General features: G+C 72.7%; 14 protein-coding genes. 8 read left to right on the top strand and 6 right to left on the bottom strand.

Translation table 11 applies throughout. The features are described 5' to 3' along the window. A partial coding sequence (locus ABWK99_RS04470; protein ID WP_372593497.1) for an MATE family efflux transporter occupies window positions 1-1198 on the top strand: 1198 nt, incomplete at its 5' end. 73 nt (window positions 1199-1271) lie between these two features. Here ABWK99_RS04470 and rplI read toward each other — a convergent pair. From rplI to ABWK99_RS04445, 5 genes are all read right to left on the bottom strand, one after another. Beyond that, entirely contained in the window at window positions 1272-1724 is a 453-nt protein-coding gene (gene rplI / locus ABWK99_RS04465) for a 50S ribosomal protein L9 (protein WP_372593496.1), read from the bottom strand. A gap of 13 nt (window positions 1725-1737) precedes the next feature. After that, the gene (gene rpsR, locus ABWK99_RS04460; protein ID WP_372593495.1) at window positions 1738-1974 is read right to left on the bottom strand and encodes a 30S ribosomal protein S18; all 237 of its coding nucleotides are present in this window, start codon (window positions 1972-1974) and stop codon (window positions 1738-1740) included. Window positions 1975-2045: 71 nt separating this feature from the next. Further along, complete coding sequence (locus ABWK99_RS04455; RefSeq protein ID WP_372593494.1) at window positions 2046-2543, bottom strand: single-stranded DNA-binding protein; 498 nt, start codon at window positions 2541-2543, stop codon at window positions 2046-2048. Window positions 2544-2598: 55 nt separating this feature from the next. Continuing rightward, window positions 2599-2889 carry a 30S ribosomal protein S6 gene (gene rpsF, locus ABWK99_RS04450; protein WP_372593493.1) on the bottom strand — a complete coding sequence of 97 codons (291 nt, stop codon included), beginning with the start codon at window positions 2887-2889 and terminating at the stop codon, window positions 2599-2601. A gap of 213 nt (window positions 2890-3102) precedes the next feature. Next, window positions 3103-5706: a transglycosylase domain-containing protein gene (locus ABWK99_RS04445; protein WP_372593492.1), complete on the bottom strand. Its 2604-nt coding sequence runs from the start codon at window positions 5704-5706 to the stop codon at window positions 3103-3105. A gap of 324 nt (window positions 5707-6030) precedes the next feature. On the opposite strand from ABWK99_RS04445, the gene ABWK99_RS04440 reads away from it, so the two are divergent. The 4 genes from ABWK99_RS04440 to ABWK99_RS04425 all read left to right on the top strand — a co-directional run bounded on the left by ABWK99_RS04440 (window position 6031) and on the right by ABWK99_RS04425 (window position 10954). Next, on the top strand, window positions 6031-6672 hold the full coding sequence (locus tag ABWK99_RS04440) for a helix-turn-helix transcriptional regulator (RefSeq protein WP_372593491.1): 642 nt from the start codon (window positions 6031-6033) through the stop codon (window positions 6670-6672). Next, entirely contained in the window at window positions 6669-7763 is a 1095-nt protein-coding gene (locus ABWK99_RS04435; RefSeq protein WP_372593490.1) for an inositol-3-phosphate synthase, read from the top strand. The genes ABWK99_RS04440 and ABWK99_RS04435 overlap by 4 nt, the downstream gene beginning before the upstream one ends. A gap of 141 nt (window positions 7764-7904) precedes the next feature. After that, a complete protein-coding gene (locus ABWK99_RS04430) occupies window positions 7905-9224 on the top strand; it encodes an MFS transporter (protein ID WP_372593489.1) in 1320 nt (439 codons plus the stop codon). A gap of 32 nt (window positions 9225-9256) precedes the next feature. Beyond that, window positions 9257-10954, top strand: coding sequence for a SpoIIE family protein phosphatase (locus ABWK99_RS04425; protein ID WP_372593488.1), 1698 nt, complete (start codon window positions 9257-9259; stop codon window positions 10952-10954). Window positions 10955-10961: 7 nt separating this feature from the next. On the opposite strand, the gene ABWK99_RS04420 is transcribed toward ABWK99_RS04425, so the two are convergent. Further along, window positions 10962-12392, bottom strand: coding sequence for a CCA tRNA nucleotidyltransferase (locus ABWK99_RS04420; RefSeq protein WP_372593487.1), 1431 nt, complete (start codon window positions 12390-12392; stop codon window positions 10962-10964). Between the two features lie 171 nt (window positions 12393-12563). On the opposite strand from ABWK99_RS04420, the gene ABWK99_RS04415 reads away from it, so the two are divergent. The 3 genes from ABWK99_RS04415 to murJ form a co-directional block, all read left to right on the top strand. Beyond that, window positions 12564-13109: an NUDIX hydrolase gene (locus tag ABWK99_RS04415; protein WP_372593486.1), complete on the top strand. Its 546-nt coding sequence runs from the start codon at window positions 12564-12566 to the stop codon at window positions 13107-13109. Continuing rightward, a complete protein-coding gene (locus ABWK99_RS04410) occupies window positions 13106-15232 on the top strand; it encodes a DUF6049 family protein (RefSeq protein ID WP_372593485.1) in 2127 nt (708 codons plus the stop codon). The genes ABWK99_RS04415 and ABWK99_RS04410 overlap by 4 nt, the downstream gene beginning before the upstream one ends. Next, window positions 15229-17785 (top strand): murein biosynthesis integral membrane protein MurJ (murJ, locus tag ABWK99_RS04405; protein WP_372593484.1); only part of this gene is annotated, 2557 nt, incomplete at its 3' end. The genes ABWK99_RS04410 and murJ, both read left to right, overlap by 4 nt.

The raw sequence follows: 17785 nt of genomic DNA, 5'->3' as shown, positions 1-17785 counted from the left end.
TCCCCTCGCGGGGCTCTCCCTCGCGAGCACCGTCCTGACCACCGTCGTGGGGCTGTGCGTCTTCCTCGCCTACGCCACCACGGCCTCGGTCGCGCGGCTCCTCGGCGCCGGCGAGCGCTCCAGGGCGCTGCGCTCGGGGATCGACGGGATGTGGCTGGCCGCCGGTCTCGGCGTGCTCCTCGCCGTCGCCCTCGAGCTCGCGGCTCCTGGCCTGGTCCGCGCGCTCGGCGCACCCGAGCAGGTCGTCCCGGATGCGGTGGCGTACCTGCGCTGGTCGGCTCCTGGCCTGCCGGGGATGCTCGTCGTGCTGGCCGCCACGGGGACGCTGCGCGGGATGCTCGACACCCGCACCCCGCTCGTCGTCGCGACCGCGGGTGCAGTGCTGAACGCGGTGCTCACGGTGGTCCTCGTCCTCGGCCTCGGCCTCGGCGTCGCCGGGTCGGGCGCCGGCACCGCGGTGACCCAGATCCTGATGGCCGCCGTGCTCGTCTCCCGGGTGACCGGCGGAGCGCGCGCGGCGCAGGTCTCGCTGCGGCCGGGCCGGGCCGGTCTGCTCTCGGGCCTGAGGGACGGCACCCCGCTGCTGGTCCGCACCGCCTCGCTGCGCGGCGCGATGCTCCTCTCGGCGTGGGTGGCGGCCGGCCTCGGCGCCGTCACGCTCGCCGGGCATCAGGCCGTCGGGGCGATCTGGGGACTGACGGCCCTCGCCCTCGACGCCCTGGCCATCGCCGCCCAGGCCCTGGTGGGTCACTCCCTCGGTGCGGCCGACCCGGCCGTCGCGCGCGCCGTCGTCGGCCGCGTGCTGCGCTGGGGGACGACCGCCGGTGCCCTGCTCGGCGTCGTCGTCGGCGCGACGGCACCGTGGACGGCCCGGCTGTTCACCGAGGACCCCGCCGTGCACACAGCCGTCACCGCAGCGCTTCTCGTCGCGGCGGTGACGATGCCGATGGCCGGCTGGGTGTTCGTCCTGGACGGGGTGCTCATCGGTGCCGGGGACGGGCGCTACCTCGCCGCCGTGGGGATGCTCACCCTCGTCGTGTACGCACCGGCTGCCCTCGCGGTCCGGGCGTGGGCGCCCGGCGGGACGGCCGGCCTGCTCTGGCTGTGGATCGCCTTCGCCGGGCTCTTCATGCTGGCCCGCGCGATCACCACGGGCCTGCGGGTCCGCGGGACGGCCTGGCTCGACCCCCGCACCTGATCCGACTGCCGCCAGGACAGCACGACGGCCCGGCCCCCGAGGGGACCGGGCCGTCGTGGCGGGTGCGGGAGGCTCAGGCCTCCGGGACCACCCGGACGTCGATCTGCGCGGAGACGTCCGTGTGCAGACGGACCTGCACCTGGAAGTCACCGATGGACTTGATCGGCTGACCGATCTCGACCTTGCGCTTGTCGATCGCGGGGCCGCCGGCCGCGGTGACCGCAGCAGCGATCTCCGAGGTCGTCACGGCACCGAAGAGCCGACCGGACGCGCCGGCGCGAGCCGTCACGACGACGGGCTTCGACTGAAGCGAGTCGCGCACCGCCTTCGCGTCGTCGAGCGTCGCGATCTCGCGGGCCTTGCGGGCCTTGCGGATCCCGGCGATCTGCTTCTCGGCACCCTTGGTCCAGGCGGTCGCCAGGCCACGCGGAAGGAGGTAGTTGCGGGCGTACCCGTCCTTGACCTCGATCACGTCGCCGGGAGCACCCAGGCCGGTCACCTCGTGCGTGAGGATGAGCTTTGCCATCGTGGTCGCCTCCTCAGCGGGCGGAGCTGGAGTAGGGCAGCAGGGCCATCTCACGGGCGTTCTTCACGGCCCGTGCGATCGCACGCTGCTCCTGGACGGAGACACCGGTCACCCGGCGAGCGCGGATCTTCCCGCGGTCGGAGATGAACTTGCGCAGCAGCGCGGTGTCCTTGTAGTCGACCGCATCGATCTTCGCGACCTTCAGCGGGTTCTGCTTCTTCTTGGGCTTGCGGATGACGGGCTTGGCCATCGTGGTGCTCCTTTGGTGGAGCCCGGACCTGCCGTCAGGGACGACGGCCCGGGATGGAAATCAACGGGTGATCAGAAAGGAGGCTCGTCGTACGACTGCGAGCCACCGGAGGACGGCGCGGGCGTGGCCCACGGGTCGTTGTCCATGCTGTTGCCGCCGCTGCTCTGCTGGCCTCCACCGGAGAACCCGCCGCCACCGCCGGAGCGCTGGGCGCGGGTCACCTTGGCCGACGCGTACCGCAAGGACGGTCCGATCTCGTCGACCTGGAGCTCGACGACGGTCCGCTTCTCACCCTCGCGGGTCTCGTAGGACCGCTGGACGAGGCGACCGGAGGCGATCACGCGAGTGCCCTTGGTGAGGGTCTCGGCGACGTTCTCGGCAGCCTCACGCCAGATCGAGCAGCGCATGAACAGCGTGTCGCCGTCCTTCCACTCGTTGCTCTGACGGTCGAACGTGCGGGGCGTCGAGGCGATCGTGAAGTTCGCGACGGGCGCTCCGGACGGCGTGAAACGAAGCTCAGGGTCCCCGGTCAGGTTCCCGATCACCGTGATGACGGTGTCACCAGCCATGCCAGCTCCTCGGTTCGGTCAGTGCAGTGCGGTCGGACAGCAGATCAGCAGACGCTCACTTGGCGTCGGGACGCATGACCTTCGTGCGCAGGACGGCCTCGTTCAGCCCGAGCTGACGGTCCAGCTCCTTGGCCGTGGCCGGCTCGGCGGTGAAGTCGACGACGGCGTAGATGCCCTCGGGCTTCTTGTTGATCTCGTAGGCCAGGCGACGCCGGCCCCAGATGTCGACCTTGTCGATCGAGCCACCTGCGGTGGTGATCACCGAGAGGTACTTGTCGAGGGACGGAGCGACGGTGCGCTCCTCGATGTCAGGGTCAAGGATGACCATCATCTCGTAACGACGCATGCGGATACCCACCTCCTGTGGACTCAGCGGTCACGGTCTCTCCGTGACAGGAGGGTGTTGCGTCAGCCGGTCCGGGTCGTCCTCGGCGATAGGCGCCGTGCCACCCGGGCAGCAGCCGCCCATCCTACCGGGTGACGACGAGCGCGAGGACCACCTGCGGATCTCGGTTCACCGACCGCCGACCCGGCACCTCGCGGGCCGGGGACGGACGACTCAGCCCCCGGAGGACCCGCCGGCGTTCCCGTTGCCCGTCCCGACGGTCGGCACGGGGACCGAGACGTCCGTCGGGGTCGGCGTCGGGGTCGGCGTGGGCGTCGGGCTCGGCGCGATCTCGGGACCGGTGGACACCACGATCGTCACGGTCGAGCCGGGGCTGACCGAGGAACCGGGGCTCGGGTCCGTCGAGACGACGTCGCCCTCCGGGACGTCCGGGTCCGCCTCCTCGCTCACCCGCACCGTGAAGCCGGCGTTCTGCAGGGTGGAGCGCGCCTCGTCCGACGATCGGCCGACGACGTCGGGAACGGTGGTCAGTCCCGGTCCGTCGGAGACGGTGATCGTGATCGTCGCTCCGCGCAGGGCCTCCCCGCTCGGGTCGGTCGAGACGACGAGGCCCACGGGCACGTCGGGACTGTTCGCCCGCACGGCCTCCACGGCGAACCCCGCGGCACCCAGGTCCGTCCGCGCCTCGGCCTCCGTCTTGCCGACGACGTCGGGGATGGCGATCGGCTGGGGGACGTTGGACGTCCCGACGTAGGCGGGCGGGGGGAACTCCTCGACCTCGCGGCCCGCCATCGCGACCTCCATGTAGTCCGCCCAGACGTCGGCCGGGACCGATCCACCGGTGATGAACCGGTAGCCACCGAAGGGCGTGATGGACTCCGTCTCTCCGTTCGGGCCGGACTGGAAGAGCGCGACCGCCGTCGTGAGCTGGCGCGTGTAGCCGACGAACCAGGCCGACTTGTTGTCGTTCGACGTCCCGGTCTTCCCCGCGACGGGGTAGCCGATCGCCCCGGCCTGCGTCGCCGTCCCGCCGGCGGCCGTGACCTGCTGCAGCGCGTACGTGACGTCGGCGACGACATCGCTCTCGAACTGCCGCGTCGGCGTGGTCCCGCCCGAGTGCACGAGCTCCCCGGCGAGGGTCGTCACCGAGCGCACGATGAACGGGTCGGTCCGCAGCCCCTCGGCGGCGAAGGTGTTGTAGGCGTGGGCCATGTCGATCGGGTGCGGGGAGGCGGTGCCGAGGACGTTGGAGACCTCGGTCCCCATGCCGAGAGCGTCCTCGGGGACGCCGGCCCGGATCGCCGCGTCGAGAGTCTTGTCCGGGCCGACCTCGACGTTGAGCTGGGCGTAGACCGCGTTGACCGAGTCGGCCGTCGCGTCGACGACGCTGATCGTCCCGTAGGAGGAGTCACCGTAGTTGCGGACCCCGTCGGGGAAGCCCTCCACGGCGATCCGGTTCTGCCCGGAGTAGGTGGACTTGAGCGAGCCCTCGTTCTCCAGGTAGGCGGCGAGGGTGAAGGGCTTGAAGGTCGAGCCCGCCTGCGCGACCGCCTGGGTCGCGTCGTTGTTCGCCTGGGTGAGGTAGTCGGCCCCGCCGTACAGCGCCTGGATCGCGCCGTCGGTCGGGTCGAGGGTGACCACCGCGACGTGCACGTTCTCCGGACGGTCCTCCGGCATCCGTCCGACGGCGTCGACCGCCGCCTGCTGGAGGGCCGGGTCGATCGTCGTGACGATCGTGTAGCCGCGGCGCAGCAGGTCGTCCTCCGTCAGGGGAGTGGTCGCGAGGATCTCGTCCTGCGCCATCTTCAGCAGGTACCCGGTCGGGCCGGCGAAGGTGTCCGACCGCGAGTACTCGATGGTCTCGGGGAAGACCTGGGCGTCACGCTCCGCCTGGGTCAGCGCGCCGATCTCGACCATGCCGTCGAGCACGTAGGTCCACCGCCGCTCGGCCTGCTCGGTCGAGACGCGCGGGTCGAAGTTGTTCGGGGAGGGCACCACCCCGGCGAGCAATGCCGACTGGGAGACCGTCAGGTCCGTGGCCGCGACCCCGAAGTACGACTGCGCGGCGGTCTCCACCCCGTAGGAGTCCCGGCCGAAGTAGATCGTGTTGAGGTAGTTCGAGACGATCTCGTCCTTGTCCTGCGCGCGGTCGAGCTTGATCGCGAGGATCGCCTCGCGCAGCTTGCCCTTGTAGTCCGTCACCGTGTCGTCGAAGTAGAAGCGCTCGGCGTACTGCTGCGTGATCGAGGAGCCGCCCTGGCGGCTGCCGCCGGTGACGTTCGTGTAGAAGGCTCGGGCGATCCCGATCGGGTCGATGCCGGGGTTCGTGTAGAAGGTGCGGTCCTCGCCGGCGACGACGGCGTCCTTCATGTGCTGCGGGATCTCGTCCTTGTCGACGATCACGCGGTTCTGCACCCCGAAGCTGCCCATCTCGGTCGTGCCGTCGGCGAAGTAGACCGTCGTGGTCTGCGCCTCCGCGAAGTCGGCAGGGCTCGGGATCGGCGTGGTGACGTACAGGCCGACGAAGGCACCCATGCCGAGGGCGATCACCGTGAGCACGGTGCCGAGCACGAGCCGCCACGAGGGCAGCCACCGGCGCACGCCGCGCTTGCCCTGCCGGGGGTAGTCGATCAGACGACGGCGCGAGCGCCGCGCGCCGGAGCGCGTCGCCGCGGAGCGTGCCTGCCCGGCCGGCTGCGCGGGAGCGGGACCGCTTCCGCGCGCGGCGCCAGGGGTGGCGGCGCCGGCGCCGAGCACGCTCCGGCGCTGAGGGCCACCCGGGCGGGCGGGCCCGTTCGAGGACGGGGGTGTGGCCACGGGCTACCTTCCGGTCGACGTCGGTCCGCCTCACCGGCGGGACCGCATCGGTGATGGGGGACAGGTCCAGCCCCCCAGTATGCGGACTCGGCGTGTGCACGTCGTGCAGAAGCGGCGGGGGAGATGGGCGGGAACCGCGCCGGGCAGGCCCGATCCCGTCGCGGCGGGGGGCCGCGGGGCGTCCGCAGACCGGGCCACCACGCGCCGGTCCTTGCGTCGGAAGAGACCGGTGCTAGTCTCCCGATGTATCAGTTCGATACATCGGTGAGTTGGATCGACGCGTTCCATCGACGAGCGCGACCGACAGGAAGGGGAGGTGACGAGATGCGCAGCAAGTCCGAGATCCTCGATCTCGCCATCCTCGGCCTCCTCCAGGAAGCTCCCATGCACGGCTACGAGCTGCGCAAGCGGCTCAACCTCCTGCTCGGCTCCTTCCGCGCCCTGTCGTACGGCTCGCTCTACCCGGCCCTCAAGAGCCTGGTCGAGCGCGAGCTCATCGCCGGCGTCGACACCGCCTCGCCCCCGCCGCACGCGCTGTCGGGGAAGCGGGCGAGGATCGTCTACGAGATGACCGCCGACGGCAAGGAGCACCTCGCGGAGATGCTGGCCAACGCCGGCCCCGCCGCATGGGAGGACGAGCACTTCGACGTCCGGTTCGCGTTCTTCGCGCAGACCGACGCCGAGACGCGCCTGCGGATCCTCGAGGGACGCCGCACGCGCCTGGCCGAACGTCTCGACCAGGTCCGTACCTCTGCGGCACGGACCCGCGAGCGCGTCGACGAGTACACCCTCGAGCTGCAGCGGCACGGCCTGGAACAGGTCGAACGCGAGGTCAAGTGGCTCGACGGCCTGATCGACAACGAACGCGACACCCGTCGCGAACGGACCGGGAGCGGCCGGCCGGCCGACTCCGACACACAGGGCGACCCCGGGTCGCCGCAGCGAGGAATCGAGGAACGACGATGAGTTCGATCCGCGTCGCCATCGTGGGCGTCGGCAACTGCGCCGCGTCGTTGGTGCAGGGCGTCCACTACTACGCGGACGCCGACCCCCAGAGCAAGGTTCCGGGGCTCATGCACGTCCAGCTCGGCCCGTACCACGTCTCCGACATCGAGTTCGTGGCCGCGTTCGACGTGGACGCCAAGAAGGTCGGCTTCGACCTCTCGGAGGCCATCGGCGCCAGCGAGAACAACACCATCAAGATCGCCGACGTCCCGCCGCTCGGCGTGACCGTCCAGCGCGGTGTCACCAACGACGGTCTCGGCAAGTACTACCGCGAGACCATCGAGGAGTCGGACGCCGAGCCGGTCGACATCGTCAAGGCGCTCACCGACGCCAAGGCCGACGTGCTGATCTGCTACCTGCCCGTCGGGTCGGAGATCGCAGCCAAGTACTACGCCCAGTGCGCCATCGACGCGGGCGTCGCCTTCGTCAACGCCCTGCCGGTCTTCATCGCCTCCGACCCCGAGTGGGCCGCGAAGTTCGAGGCCGCCGGTGTCCCGATCGTCGGTGACGACATCAAGTCCCAGGTCGGCGCGACCATCACGCACCGCGTCCTGGCGCGCCTGTTCGAGGACCGCGGAGTCATCCTCGACCGGACGTACCAGCTCAACGTCGGCGGCAACATGGACTTCAAGAACATGCTGGAGCGCGACCGCCTGCAGTCCAAGAAGCTCTCCAAGACGCAGTCGGTCACCTCGAACCTGGACGACGGCCCGCTGTCCGGCAAGAAGGAGGACCGCAACGTCCACATCGGCCCGTCGGACTACGTCGCCTGGCTCGACGACCGCAAGTGGGCGTACGTGCGCCTCGAGGGTCGCGCCTTCGGTGACGTCCCCCTGAACCTCGAGTACAAGCTCGAGGTGTGGGACTCGCCCAACTCGGCCGGTGTCATCATCGACGCGCTCCGCGCGGCGAAGATCGCCAAGGACCGTGGCATCGGTGGTCCGATCCTCTCGGCCGCGACGTACTTCATGAAGTCGCCGCCGGTCCAGATGGAGGACACCAAGGGCCGGGCAGCTCTCGAGGCGTTCATCGCCGGGACGAACGAGCGCTGAGCACCGCCTCGGCAGGCCCGCACGGGCCGTGCTGAGCACCGCCTGACGATGGGGAGGGTCCGCGTCGCACGACGACGCGGGCCCTCCCCGTTCTCGTCCCCGGGTGCGGGTGCGCTCGGGGCCCTGCGCTAGCCTTCACCGGTGAGCGCGCTGGGTGACCTCCGGGTCGTGGCGCAGCACCGCGACTACCGCAAGCTCCTGGCGATCCGCATGGTCTCCCAGACCGGGGACGGCGCCTTCCAGGCGGGCCTCGCGACCCTCTTCTTCTTCGCACCCGAGCGCCTGACCACCGCAGGGGACGTCGCCGCGGCCTTCGCCGTCCTCCTCCTCCCGTTCACCGTCGTCGGTCCCTGGGCCGGGGTCCTGCTCGACCGATGGCGTCGACGCCAGGTCCTGCTGGTCGGCAACGCCGTCCGCGTCCTGCTGACCCTCGCGATCGCCGGACTGCTCGGGACGGTGGGGGTGGGGCCCGCCGTCTACGCCCTGACCCTGATCACGCTCTCGATCAACCGCTTCCTGCTCTCGGCCCTGTCCGCCGGGCTGCCACGCGTGGTCCCTCGGGACCAGCTCCTCATGGCCAACGCGATCACCCCGACCCTCGGGACGGTGGCCGCCGGTGTCGGGGCAGCCCTCGGCCTCGTCGCCGGTCTCGTCGTCCCCGCCGGCACCGTGCACGACGTCGCCGTGCTCGCCGGGGCCGCTGCGCTCTTCGCCGGCGCCTCCGCCCTCGCCCTGCGCCTGCCGGCCGGCCGGCTGGGCCCCGATCGGCTGGCCGGGGCGATGGAGACCTGGGAGCGCGTGCGCGAGGTCGGCCGCGGACTGGGCGAGGGCGCTCGCTACCTCGTCGGCCGCAGGACCCCGGCCTGGGCGCTCGGCGTCATGTCGGTTCACCGCTTCGTCTTCGGCGCCGTGTTCATCGCGAGCATCCTCATCTCACGCAACCTGCTCTCCGACCCCACGGACGCGGCCGCCGGGCTGGCCACCTTCGCCACGGTCTACGCAGCGACAGCCGTGGGCTTCGGGCTCGCGGTGGTGCTCACGCCGATCGCCCACGAGCGGATGAGCCCATCGGCCTGGATCGTCCTGTGCCTGAGCGTCGGTGCCGCGAGCCAGGCCCTGCTCGCGGTGACGGTCGCCCGCCCAGCGATTCTCGCCGGCTCGGTGCTGCTGGGGCTCACGGCCCAGGGCGCCAAGATCGCGGTGGACACGATCGTCCAGCGCGACACCGCCGACGAGTACCGCGGCCGCGCCTTCGCCTTCTACGACGTGCTCTACAACGCGGCCTTCGTCGGCGCCGCGGCACTGGCAGCGGTCGCCCTGCCGGACACCGGCTGGTCGCGACCGACCTTCACCGGCCTCGCCGTCGTGTACCTCGTCCTCGCGGTCGTCTACCGCCGCGCGACCGTGCGCCACGACGCGGAGGACCGCGCCGGACGGGACGCGGCGGAGCAGGAGGGATGACGTCCCCCGGCTCACCCGCCTAGCATCGCCGCGTGACCGAGCCGAGCCCCGCGACGCCGATGCCTGACTCCCTCGGCATCGGCCTGGGGCCGGAGCTGCACCTGCGTGCGGCGGCCGCGAGCGAGCTGTCCTTCACGCTCTCCGACCCCCACCTGCCGGACAACCCCCTGGTCTGGGTCAACCCCGCCTTCGAGGAGGTCACCGGCTACCGCGCGGACGAGGTGCTCGGTCGCAACTGCCGGTTCCTTCAGGGCGTGGACACCGATCCCGCCACCGTGCAGCGGATCCGCTCGGCCCTCGCCGCCGGGGAGACCTTCGCCGACACGCTGCTCAACTACCGCAAGGACGGATCGTCCTTCTGGAACCAGGTCGTCGTGAGCCCCGTGCTGGGAGCCGACGGGGAGGTCACCCATTTCGTGGGCATCCAGGCCGACGTCACCGAGCGGGTCGAGGCGCAGATCTCCCGCGAGGAGCAGCTCGCCGCGGCGCGCGACGACGGAGCACGGCTCGCCCTGCTGGCAGCCGTCACCGACGGGCTCGCGACCCACCTGGACCATGCCGGCGCGGTGCGCGCCCTTGCGGACATCACGGTCCCGCGGCTGGCCGACTGGGGATTCGTCGCCGTGCTCGGCGAGCGCGGGCGCTTCCGTGCCGTGCACCTCGCCGTGACGGACCCCGCGCGGGCCCAGGACGCGGCGGACCTCGAGGGTCTCGAGCCCTCCTGGCTGCTGCGCTCCCCTCGGGTGACGGCAGCCCTGAGCGCGCCCCCCGACGAGATGCCACGGCCCGAGCGGGTCGACGTCGCGAGCCTGCCGGGCCGCACGACCCCTGCCCAGCTCGAGCTGCTGCACCGGCTCGGGCTCGGCGAGGCGCTGGTCGTGCCGCTGCGCGCCCGGTCCCGGGTGATCGGGGTGCTCGTCCTGGTCCGCGGTCCTGACGCGCCCTTCACCGAGCACGAGGTCGTGACCACGGCGCACGTGGCGCACCGCGCGGGCCTCGGGCTCGACAACGTCCGGCTCTACGAGCGCGAACGGGAGATCGCCCTGACGCTCCAGCGCCAGCTCCTCCCCGACCTCCCGACGATCGACGGTCTCGACATCGCCGCCGGCTACCTCCCCTCCGCGCAGCTCGCCGAGGTCGGCGGCGACTGGTTCGACGTCCTGCCCCTGCCGGACGGGTCGACGGGGCTCGCGGTCGGTGACGTCGTGGGCCACGACATGAAGGCCGCCGCTGCGATGGGTCAGCTGCGCTCGGTGCTGCGCTCGTACGCCTGGAGCGGGGAGTCGACCGGCCGGGTCGTCGAGCGCCTCGACGAGCTCGTGCGCGGGATGGGCATGGCCCAGGTGGCCACCTGCGTGTACCTGCGGTTGCGCGGCGAGGTCCTTCAGTACAGCAGGGCCGGTCATCCCGCACCGCTCCTGCGGCTGCCGGACGGCTCCGTGCAGGTCCTGGACGCGGCCCTGCGCACGCCCGTGGGGGTGCGCAGCCTCGACGGCGGGCTCGCCCAGGCGGAAGCGGCCTTCCCGGCGGGATCGACCCTGATCGCCTTCTCGGACGGGCTGGTGGAACGGCGCGACCGGCCGCTGCGTCAGGGCCTTGCCGAGCTGCACGCGGCGGTCCGTGCCCTGCCGGACGACCTGCCCGCGAGCGAGGTCCGCGACCGGCTCGTCGCCGAGCTGCTCGGCCCGAGCCAGGAGGACGACGTCTGCCTGCTGGTGGTCCGCCGCTGAGCCGGGCTCAGGCCGGATCGCCGGCCGAGCGCTCCGCCCACCACGCGCGCAGCGCCGCTTCCGCGACCTCCGGCTCCTGCGGGCCCTTCTCCATCCGCTGGTCCAGCAGGAAGCGGTACGCCTCGCCCACCTCACGTCCCGGGCCGATCCCGAGGATCGCCATGATCTGCGTCCCGTCGAGGTCGGGGCGGATCGCGGCGAGCTCCTCGTGCTCCCGCAGCTCGGCGATACGCGCCTCGAGGTCGTCGTAGGCGAAGGAGAGACGGTCCGCCTTGCGCCGGTTACGGGTGGTGCAGTCCGAGCGCGTGAGCCGGTGCAGTCTCTCGAGCAGCGGGCCGGCGTCGGTGACGTACCGCCGCACGGCCGAGTCGGACCAGGCGACCTCGCCGTAGCCGTGGAAGCGCAGGTGCAGCTCGGTGAGGCGTGCGACGGCCTGCACGGTCTCCTTGTCGAAGCGCAGGGCCTTGAGCCGCTTGGCCACGAGCTTGGCGCCGACGACCTCGTGGTGGTGGAAGCTGACCCCGCCGCCCGCCTCGAAGCGGCGGGTCGCCGGCTTTCCGCAGTCGTGCAGCAGCGCGGCGAGCCGCAGCACCAGGTCGGGGCCGGGAACCGGCCCGGTCGGGTCCTCCAGCGTTCCCGTCTCGAGCTCGATGGCCTGGGCGAGCACCGTGAGCGAGTGCTGGTAGACGTCCTTGTGCCGGTGGTGCTCGTCGATCTCGAGCTGGAGCGCGGGGAGCTCCGGCAGGACGTGCGCGGCGAGACCGCTGTCGACGAGGACCTCCAGGCCGGGCCGCGGGTCGGCGGCGAGCATGAGCTTGGTGAGCTCGTCGCGCACCCGCTCCGCCGAGACGATCTCGATCCGGCCGGCCATCGCCGTGAGCGCCTCCGCCACGTCGGGGCTCAGGCCCATCCCGAGCTGGGCGGTGAACCGCGCGGCCCGCATCATCCGCAGCGGGTCGTCGTCGAAGGACTGCTCGGCCGTGACGGGGGTGCGCAGCACTCCGGCGGCGAGATCGGCCAGTCCGTCGAAGGGGTCGACGAAGACGAGGTCGGGAAGCCGGACGGCCATCGCGTTGACCGTGAAGTCACGACGCGAGAGATCGCCGTCGAGGGTGTCGCCGAAGGCGACGACGGGCTTGCGTGAGCCCTGCTCGTAGGCGTCGGTGCGGTAGGTGGTGACCTCCACCACGACATCGGCCGAACCCTCACGGCCGAAGCGCCGGGCGCCGATGGTGCCGAACTCCCGTCCGATGTCCCAGTGGGCGTCGGCCCAGGCGGCCAGCAGCGCCTCGCTCTGCTCGGGGGTCGCGGAGGTCGCGAAGTCCAGGTCCGCGCTCGCCCTGCCGAGGAAGGCGTCCCGCACCGGTCCGCCGACGAGCGCGAGCTCGTGGCCCGCGGCGGCGAAGACGCCTCCGAGCTCGAGCGCAGCGGGTGCCATCGTCGTCAGGACACCGACCGCCCGGCGCTGCAGGGCAGCGAGATCCCGCTCCGGAGAGGGAACGGGACCTGAGGCGCGGGAACCGGGCTGCGGCGAGGAAGGGGACACGGCATACCAGCGTGCCAGACGTCCGGGCAGGTCGGTCCCAGCAGCGCTCGATACAGTGTCGGCATGTCCGCCAGCGCAGCGCATCCCGGTGGGGCCGTGCCCACACCGCCGGGAGGGCACGCCCTGCGCAGGGTGCGGCCGGTCCCCGCCAGGAGCGCACCGGCGCTGCCCATCGTGGAGGAGACCTCTGCAGGCGGGCTCGTGGTCGAGACGAGCACCGGCGAGCCCCGTGCCGCGGTCATCGCTCGACGCAACCGCGCGGGGCGCCTGGAGTGGTGCCTGCCGAAGGGCCACCTCGAAGGGCAGGAGACCCCGGAGGAGGCGGCGATCCGCGAGATCGCCGAGGAGACCGGGATCGACGGCCTCGTCGTCCGCGCCCTCGGCACGATCGACTACTGGTTCACCGGCGACGACCGCCGCGTGCACAAGGTCGTCCACCACTTCCTCCTCCGCGCGGTGGGCGGGCTCCTGACGGTCGAGGGAGACCCCGACCGCGAGGCCGAGGACGTCGCCTGGGTGCGGATGACCGACCTGCCCCACCGGCTGGCCTACCCGAACGAGCGCCGGCTCGCCGCCGCCGCCCGCTCGGCCCTGCACGACGACGCATGAGGCAGGCACGCACCGAACCGGTCGCCACGCTGCGAGGGCTGCCGGGGGTGCTGCTCGCGGGGCTGCTGGCCCTCGGCCTGCTCGCGGTCCCGGCCGCGACCGCCGGCGCGACTGAGGGCGCGAGCACCACGGCGGGCTCACCGCTCCCGGTGACGGTCTCGGTGAACCGGATCGACCCGCAGGTCCTCACGCCGGGTGAGGACCTGACCCTCGCGGTCACCCTGACGAACACGGGCACCACGCCGGTGACCGAACCGCGCGTGCTCGTCGACCTCGACCGCTCGAGCTTCCTCTCGCGCAGCTCCCTCGACACCTGGCGGGACGCCGGTCCCTACGACGCGGCGGGAACCACCGTCCTCCAGGTCGACCTCGCCGCCCCGCTCGCCGTCGGGTCCTCCGCCTCGGCGACCCTGACGGTCCCCGCGGCCTCCGTCGGTCTGCCGTCCTCGTCCTCGTCGTGGGGGGCGCGCGGACTCGCCGTCGAGGTCGTCGACGCCGCGGACCCGACCCGCATCCGCCTCGGCATCATGCGGACCTTCGCCCTGTGGTTCCCCGCCCAGGAGGTCACGCCCACCACGCTCAGCATCCTGGTGCCGTTCACCTCACCGGATCCGAGCAGCACCGCCGCGAGCACCATCGCCGACCAGACCACGAGCGGTGGCCGCCTCGACCGGCTGCTCACCGCGACGGCGTCCCATCCCGACGTCACCTGGGCCGTCGACCCCTCCCTCCTCGCCACGGCGTCCGCCGGCGGGTCGGCCACGGGTCCGGCCTGGGCCGAGGAGGTCGTGGCCGCGAGCGAGGGACGCGAGGTCCAGCTCCTGCCCTGGGGTGACGCGGACACCTCGGCGCTGGCCCACACGGGTGCGACAGAGCTGAGCCGCCTCGCGTGGGAGCTCTCGGAGGCCGAGGCGAGCGCGCTGGGCCTGCGGTCGAGCGAGGTCCTCGCCTGGCCCGGCGCGGCGACGACGGACCTCACCACCGCGCTGGAGGTCTCCGCCGGCGGGTCCCGAGCCGTCGTCGTCTCGCCGGGTGAGCTGCTCCCGCCGAGCGTCCTGACGTACACCCCGACCGGCCTCGCGGGCGCCACCGTCGGCACGACGACCGTCGACCTGCTGGTCCCCGACCCCGAGCTCTCCACCAGCCTGGAGACCGGGATGACGGCGGAGGAGGCTGACGCGGGCGGCGCCGCCCAGCTCACGCCCGCGACGGCCGCGGCCGACGTGCTCGCCGAGCTGGCGATCATCACCCGCGAACGCCCGAGCGACGGTCGGCACGTGCTGGCCACCCTCTCCCGCACCTGGTCGCCGTCGGCCGACGTCACCGATGCACAGCTGTCCGCGATCGAGGCGGCCCCCTGGGTCGACCTCGTCCCGGTCTCCGAGCTCGCCGCGCGTGAGGTCCCGGCCGTCGACCGCGGCACGCTCCCTCAGCAGGAGATCGACCCCGACGAGGTGAGCTCCGCCGAGCTCGCACGCTCGGCCGCTGCCCTCGACGCCCGCGAGAGCATCGCCACCATGGGCTCCGACCCCGAGGCGCTCGTCGGCGACGTCACCCTCGAGAGGCTCGCCGTCACGGCGCTGGCCTGGCGTACGGATCCCGACGGCCGTGCTGCGGCCATCGGCGCCTCCCAGGCCGCGACGGCCGCGCTGCGCTCCGCGGTCTCCGTGCCTCCCTCCGCGACCGTGAACCTGCTCTCGACCTCCGGTGAGCTCCCGCTGCGGGTCGACAACGCCCTCGACCAGGACGTGACCCTCCTGGTGCGCCTCCTCCCCGGCGACAGCCGCCTCGTCGCCGGCAGCGCGGTCGAGGTCGTGGTGCCCGCCAGGGGCGAGGCAACCGTCACGATCCCCGTGCGGGGCGTGCAGAGCGCCGACGTCGAGGCCGTCGTCGAGCTCTCGACACCCTCCGGCGTGGTGGTGGACTCCTCCACGCGGCTGACCGTCCGCGTCCGCGCCGAGTGGGAGAACATCGGCACGGCGGTGATCGGCGGGCTGCTCGCTCTGGGGCTCGTCATCGGCCTGGTCCGCACCGCACGCCGCGCGCGAGGGACCCGTGCGGACCGCGCGGCGGCCGCCGGTCAACCCGAGCCGCTCGCCTCAGAGGACCAGGAGGAGTCGTGACAGCCGGCGAGTCACGACTGGGCAAGGGCACCGGTGTGATGGCCGCCGGCACGGCCGTCTCCCGGGTCCTCGGGCTCGTGCGCACGGCGGTGCTCGTCGCGGCGGTCGGCGCGAACGTGCAGGCCGCCGGCGCGTTCGGGATCGCCAACACCCTGCCGAACATGCTCTACATGCTCATCGCGGGCGGGCTGGTCAACGCCGTGCTGGTTCCCCAGGTGGTCCGTGCGTACCGCACGGAGCAGGGTCAGGAGTACGTCGACCGCCTGCTCACGTTGTCGCTCACCCTGCTGGCGGGGGCCACCGTCCTGCTGACCGCCGCGGCACCGCTCGTGGTACGCGTCGTGGCGACCTCGGTCAACCCCGACTACATCCACCTCGCGACGGCATTCGCCCTCTGGTGCATCCCGCAGGTGTTCTTCTACGGGCTCTACACGCTCCTCGGTCAGGTGCTCAACGCGCGCGGGAGCTTCGGCCCCCTCATGTGGGCGCCCGTGCTCAACAACCTCATCTCGATCGTCGGCTTCGGGGTCTTCATCGCGGTGTTCGGCCGCTACGACCCGACCGGACCGCTCGCTCGACCGGGGGACTGGGGCGCTGGGCCCATCGCGCTGCTCGGTGGCGTGGCGACGCTCGGGATCATCGCCCAGTCCCTCGTGCTGATCATCCCGCTGCGCCGCTCAGGCTTCCGGTACCGCATGCGCTGGGACTGGCGCGGTGCCGGTCTCGGCACTGCGGGACGGGTCGCCGGGTGGACCTTCGGCGCCCTGCTCGTGGGCCAGGTCGGTGTCGTCGCGATCTCTCGTCTGGCCTCGGCAGCCGACCAGCAGATCGTCGACGGTGCCCATGTCGCCGGGAAGATCGCCTACGACTTCTCCTTCCTGGTGTTCATGCTTCCGCACTCCCTCGTGACGGTCTCGCTGCTGACCTCGATGTTCACCCGGCTGTCTGGTCACGCCGCTGCCGGGGACACGGCGAGCATGCGCGAGGACGCCTCCCGCGGGCTGCGGCTGCTCGGACTCTTCACCGTCCTGGCGGCGGCCGTGCTCGCCGTGGTCGCCCTCCCGCTCGTCCGCGCGATCAACCCCGCCGTGAGCCCGGCGGAGGCCGCCTCGTTCGCCCCGGTCATCGCGCTCTTCAGCCTCGGCCTGCCCGCACTGGGCGCGTGGTCCCTGACCCAGCGGATCTACTACGCCAACGAGGACGCCAAGGGCCTGTTCTGGATCCAGGTCGCGATGGCAGGCGTCGTCGCGGCCGGCGCGCTGCTCGCTGCCCTCACGCTTCCCGCGAGCTGGTGGGTGGCCGGTGCGGGCGCGTCGATGGCGCTGTCCTATGGGCTCGGGGCCGCCTGGGGCGGCCTGACGCTGCGCACCCGGCTCGGCGGGACGGGGCGCAGGATCCTCGTGATGTACGCCAAGGCCGTCCTCGCCGCAGCGCTCGCGGCGGCGGCGGGGTGGCCGCTCGTCGGCCTGCTGGGCGACCCCGCCACCCTCGGGATGCTCCCCGCGATGGCCGTGTGCGTCATGGTCGGCGTGGTGATGCTGACGGTCGACGTGATCGCGCTGCGCCTCATGAAGGTCGAGGAGCTCGACGCCGTCGCCGCCCCTGCGCGCACGCTCCTCCACCGTACGATGGGTCGGGCGGGGCTCCGACACCCCCGTCCGAGCCCGGATCGTGGAGGTGAGCAGGTGGACGTCGTCCTCGGGCACGGGACGCTCCTGGCGGCCCGCTACCGCCTCGACCACCCCGTCGGGACCGATCTGCCCGGGGTGGAGCGCTGGCTCGCCCAGGACCAGATCCTCGACCGCGAGGTGACCGCGACGGTGCTGCGGTCCGGACGGGTGCGTGAGGCGCAGGACGGGGCCAGGCGCGCCGCGCTGGTCACCGACCCGCGACTGCTGCGGGTGCTGGACGTCGGGGACCACGAGGGCCTGCCCTACGTCGTGACCGAACGGGCACCGGGACACACCCTCGCCGAGCTCACCGCGCGGGGCCCGCTCCCCGCCGACCAGGCGCGAGCGATCGTCGGCGAGGCCGCGGTCGCCCTGGAGACGGCCCGACGCCGCGGGGTCCACCACCTGGCCCTGCGCCCGACGACCGTGCACATCAGCCCCACCGGCGTCGTCGTCTCCGGTCTCGGGATCGACGGGGAGCTGCGCGAGCACGGTCTCGGCGATGCCCGGTCGACCACCCGCGCCGACACCGTCGCCCTCGTCGCACTGCTCTACGTCGCCCTGACCGGCCGCCGGCCCGGTTCGCCGGACGGCCCGTGGGCCGCGCCCGTCGTGGGCGGGACGATGGTTCCTCCCGCCGAGCTGGTCCCCGGCGTGCCGAACGACCTCGACACGCTGTGCGCGGTGACCCTCGGCCCGCACGACGACGGCCCGCACAGCCCGGCGGAGCTCGTCCGCGACCTGGAGCCCTGGGGCCCTGTCGACCACGCTGAGCTCGACGCGAGCCTGCCCGCGCACCCGGTACCGGCCTCCGTCCCCGACGCCCCTGTCGTCGCCGAGACCCCCTCCGACACGTCGTCGACCATCGACGAGGCCGCGGCAC

The sequence above is a fragment of the Actinotalea sp. genome, assembly GCF_041597215.1.
In the GTDB taxonomy this organism is placed as follows: domain Bacteria; phylum Actinomycetota; class Actinomycetes; order Actinomycetales; family Cellulomonadaceae; genus Actinotalea.
Note: the sequence above shows the minus strand (reverse complement) of the source record. Positions and strands in the feature narration are given on the sequence as shown.

What these genes read in the sequence shown, in the direction of transcription:
- rplI (WP_372593496.1), bottom strand. Translation starts at nt 1,724, where the DNA reads ATGGCAAAGCTCATCCTCACGCACGAGGTGACCGGCCTGGGTGCTCCC.
- rpsR (WP_372593495.1), bottom strand. Translation starts at nt 1,974, where the DNA reads ATGGCCAAGCCCGTCATCCGCAAGCCCAAGAAGAAGCAGAACCCGCTG.
- ABWK99_RS04455 (WP_372593494.1), bottom strand. Translation starts at nt 2,543, where the DNA reads ATGGCTGGTGACACCGTCATCACGGTGATCGGGAACCTGACCGGGGAC.
- rpsF (WP_372593493.1), bottom strand. Translation starts at nt 2,889, where the DNA reads ATGCGTCGTTACGAGATGATGGTCATCCTTGACCCTGACATCGAGGAG.
- ABWK99_RS04440 (WP_372593491.1), top strand. Translation starts at nt 6,031, where the DNA reads ATGCGCAGCAAGTCCGAGATCCTCGATCTCGCCATCCTCGGCCTCCTC.
- ABWK99_RS04435 (WP_372593490.1), top strand. Translation starts at nt 6,669, where the DNA reads ATGAGTTCGATCCGCGTCGCCATCGTGGGCGTCGGCAACTGCGCCGCG.
- ABWK99_RS04420 (WP_372593487.1), bottom strand. Translation starts at nt 12,392, where the DNA reads ATGGCACCCGCTGCGCTCGAGCTCGGAGGCGTCTTCGCCGCCGCGGGC.
- ABWK99_RS04415 (WP_372593486.1), top strand. Translation starts at nt 12,564, where the DNA reads ATGTCCGCCAGCGCAGCGCATCCCGGTGGGGCCGTGCCCACACCGCCG.
- ABWK99_RS04410 (WP_372593485.1), top strand. Translation starts at nt 13,106, where the DNA reads ATGAGGCAGGCACGCACCGAACCGGTCGCCACGCTGCGAGGGCTGCCG.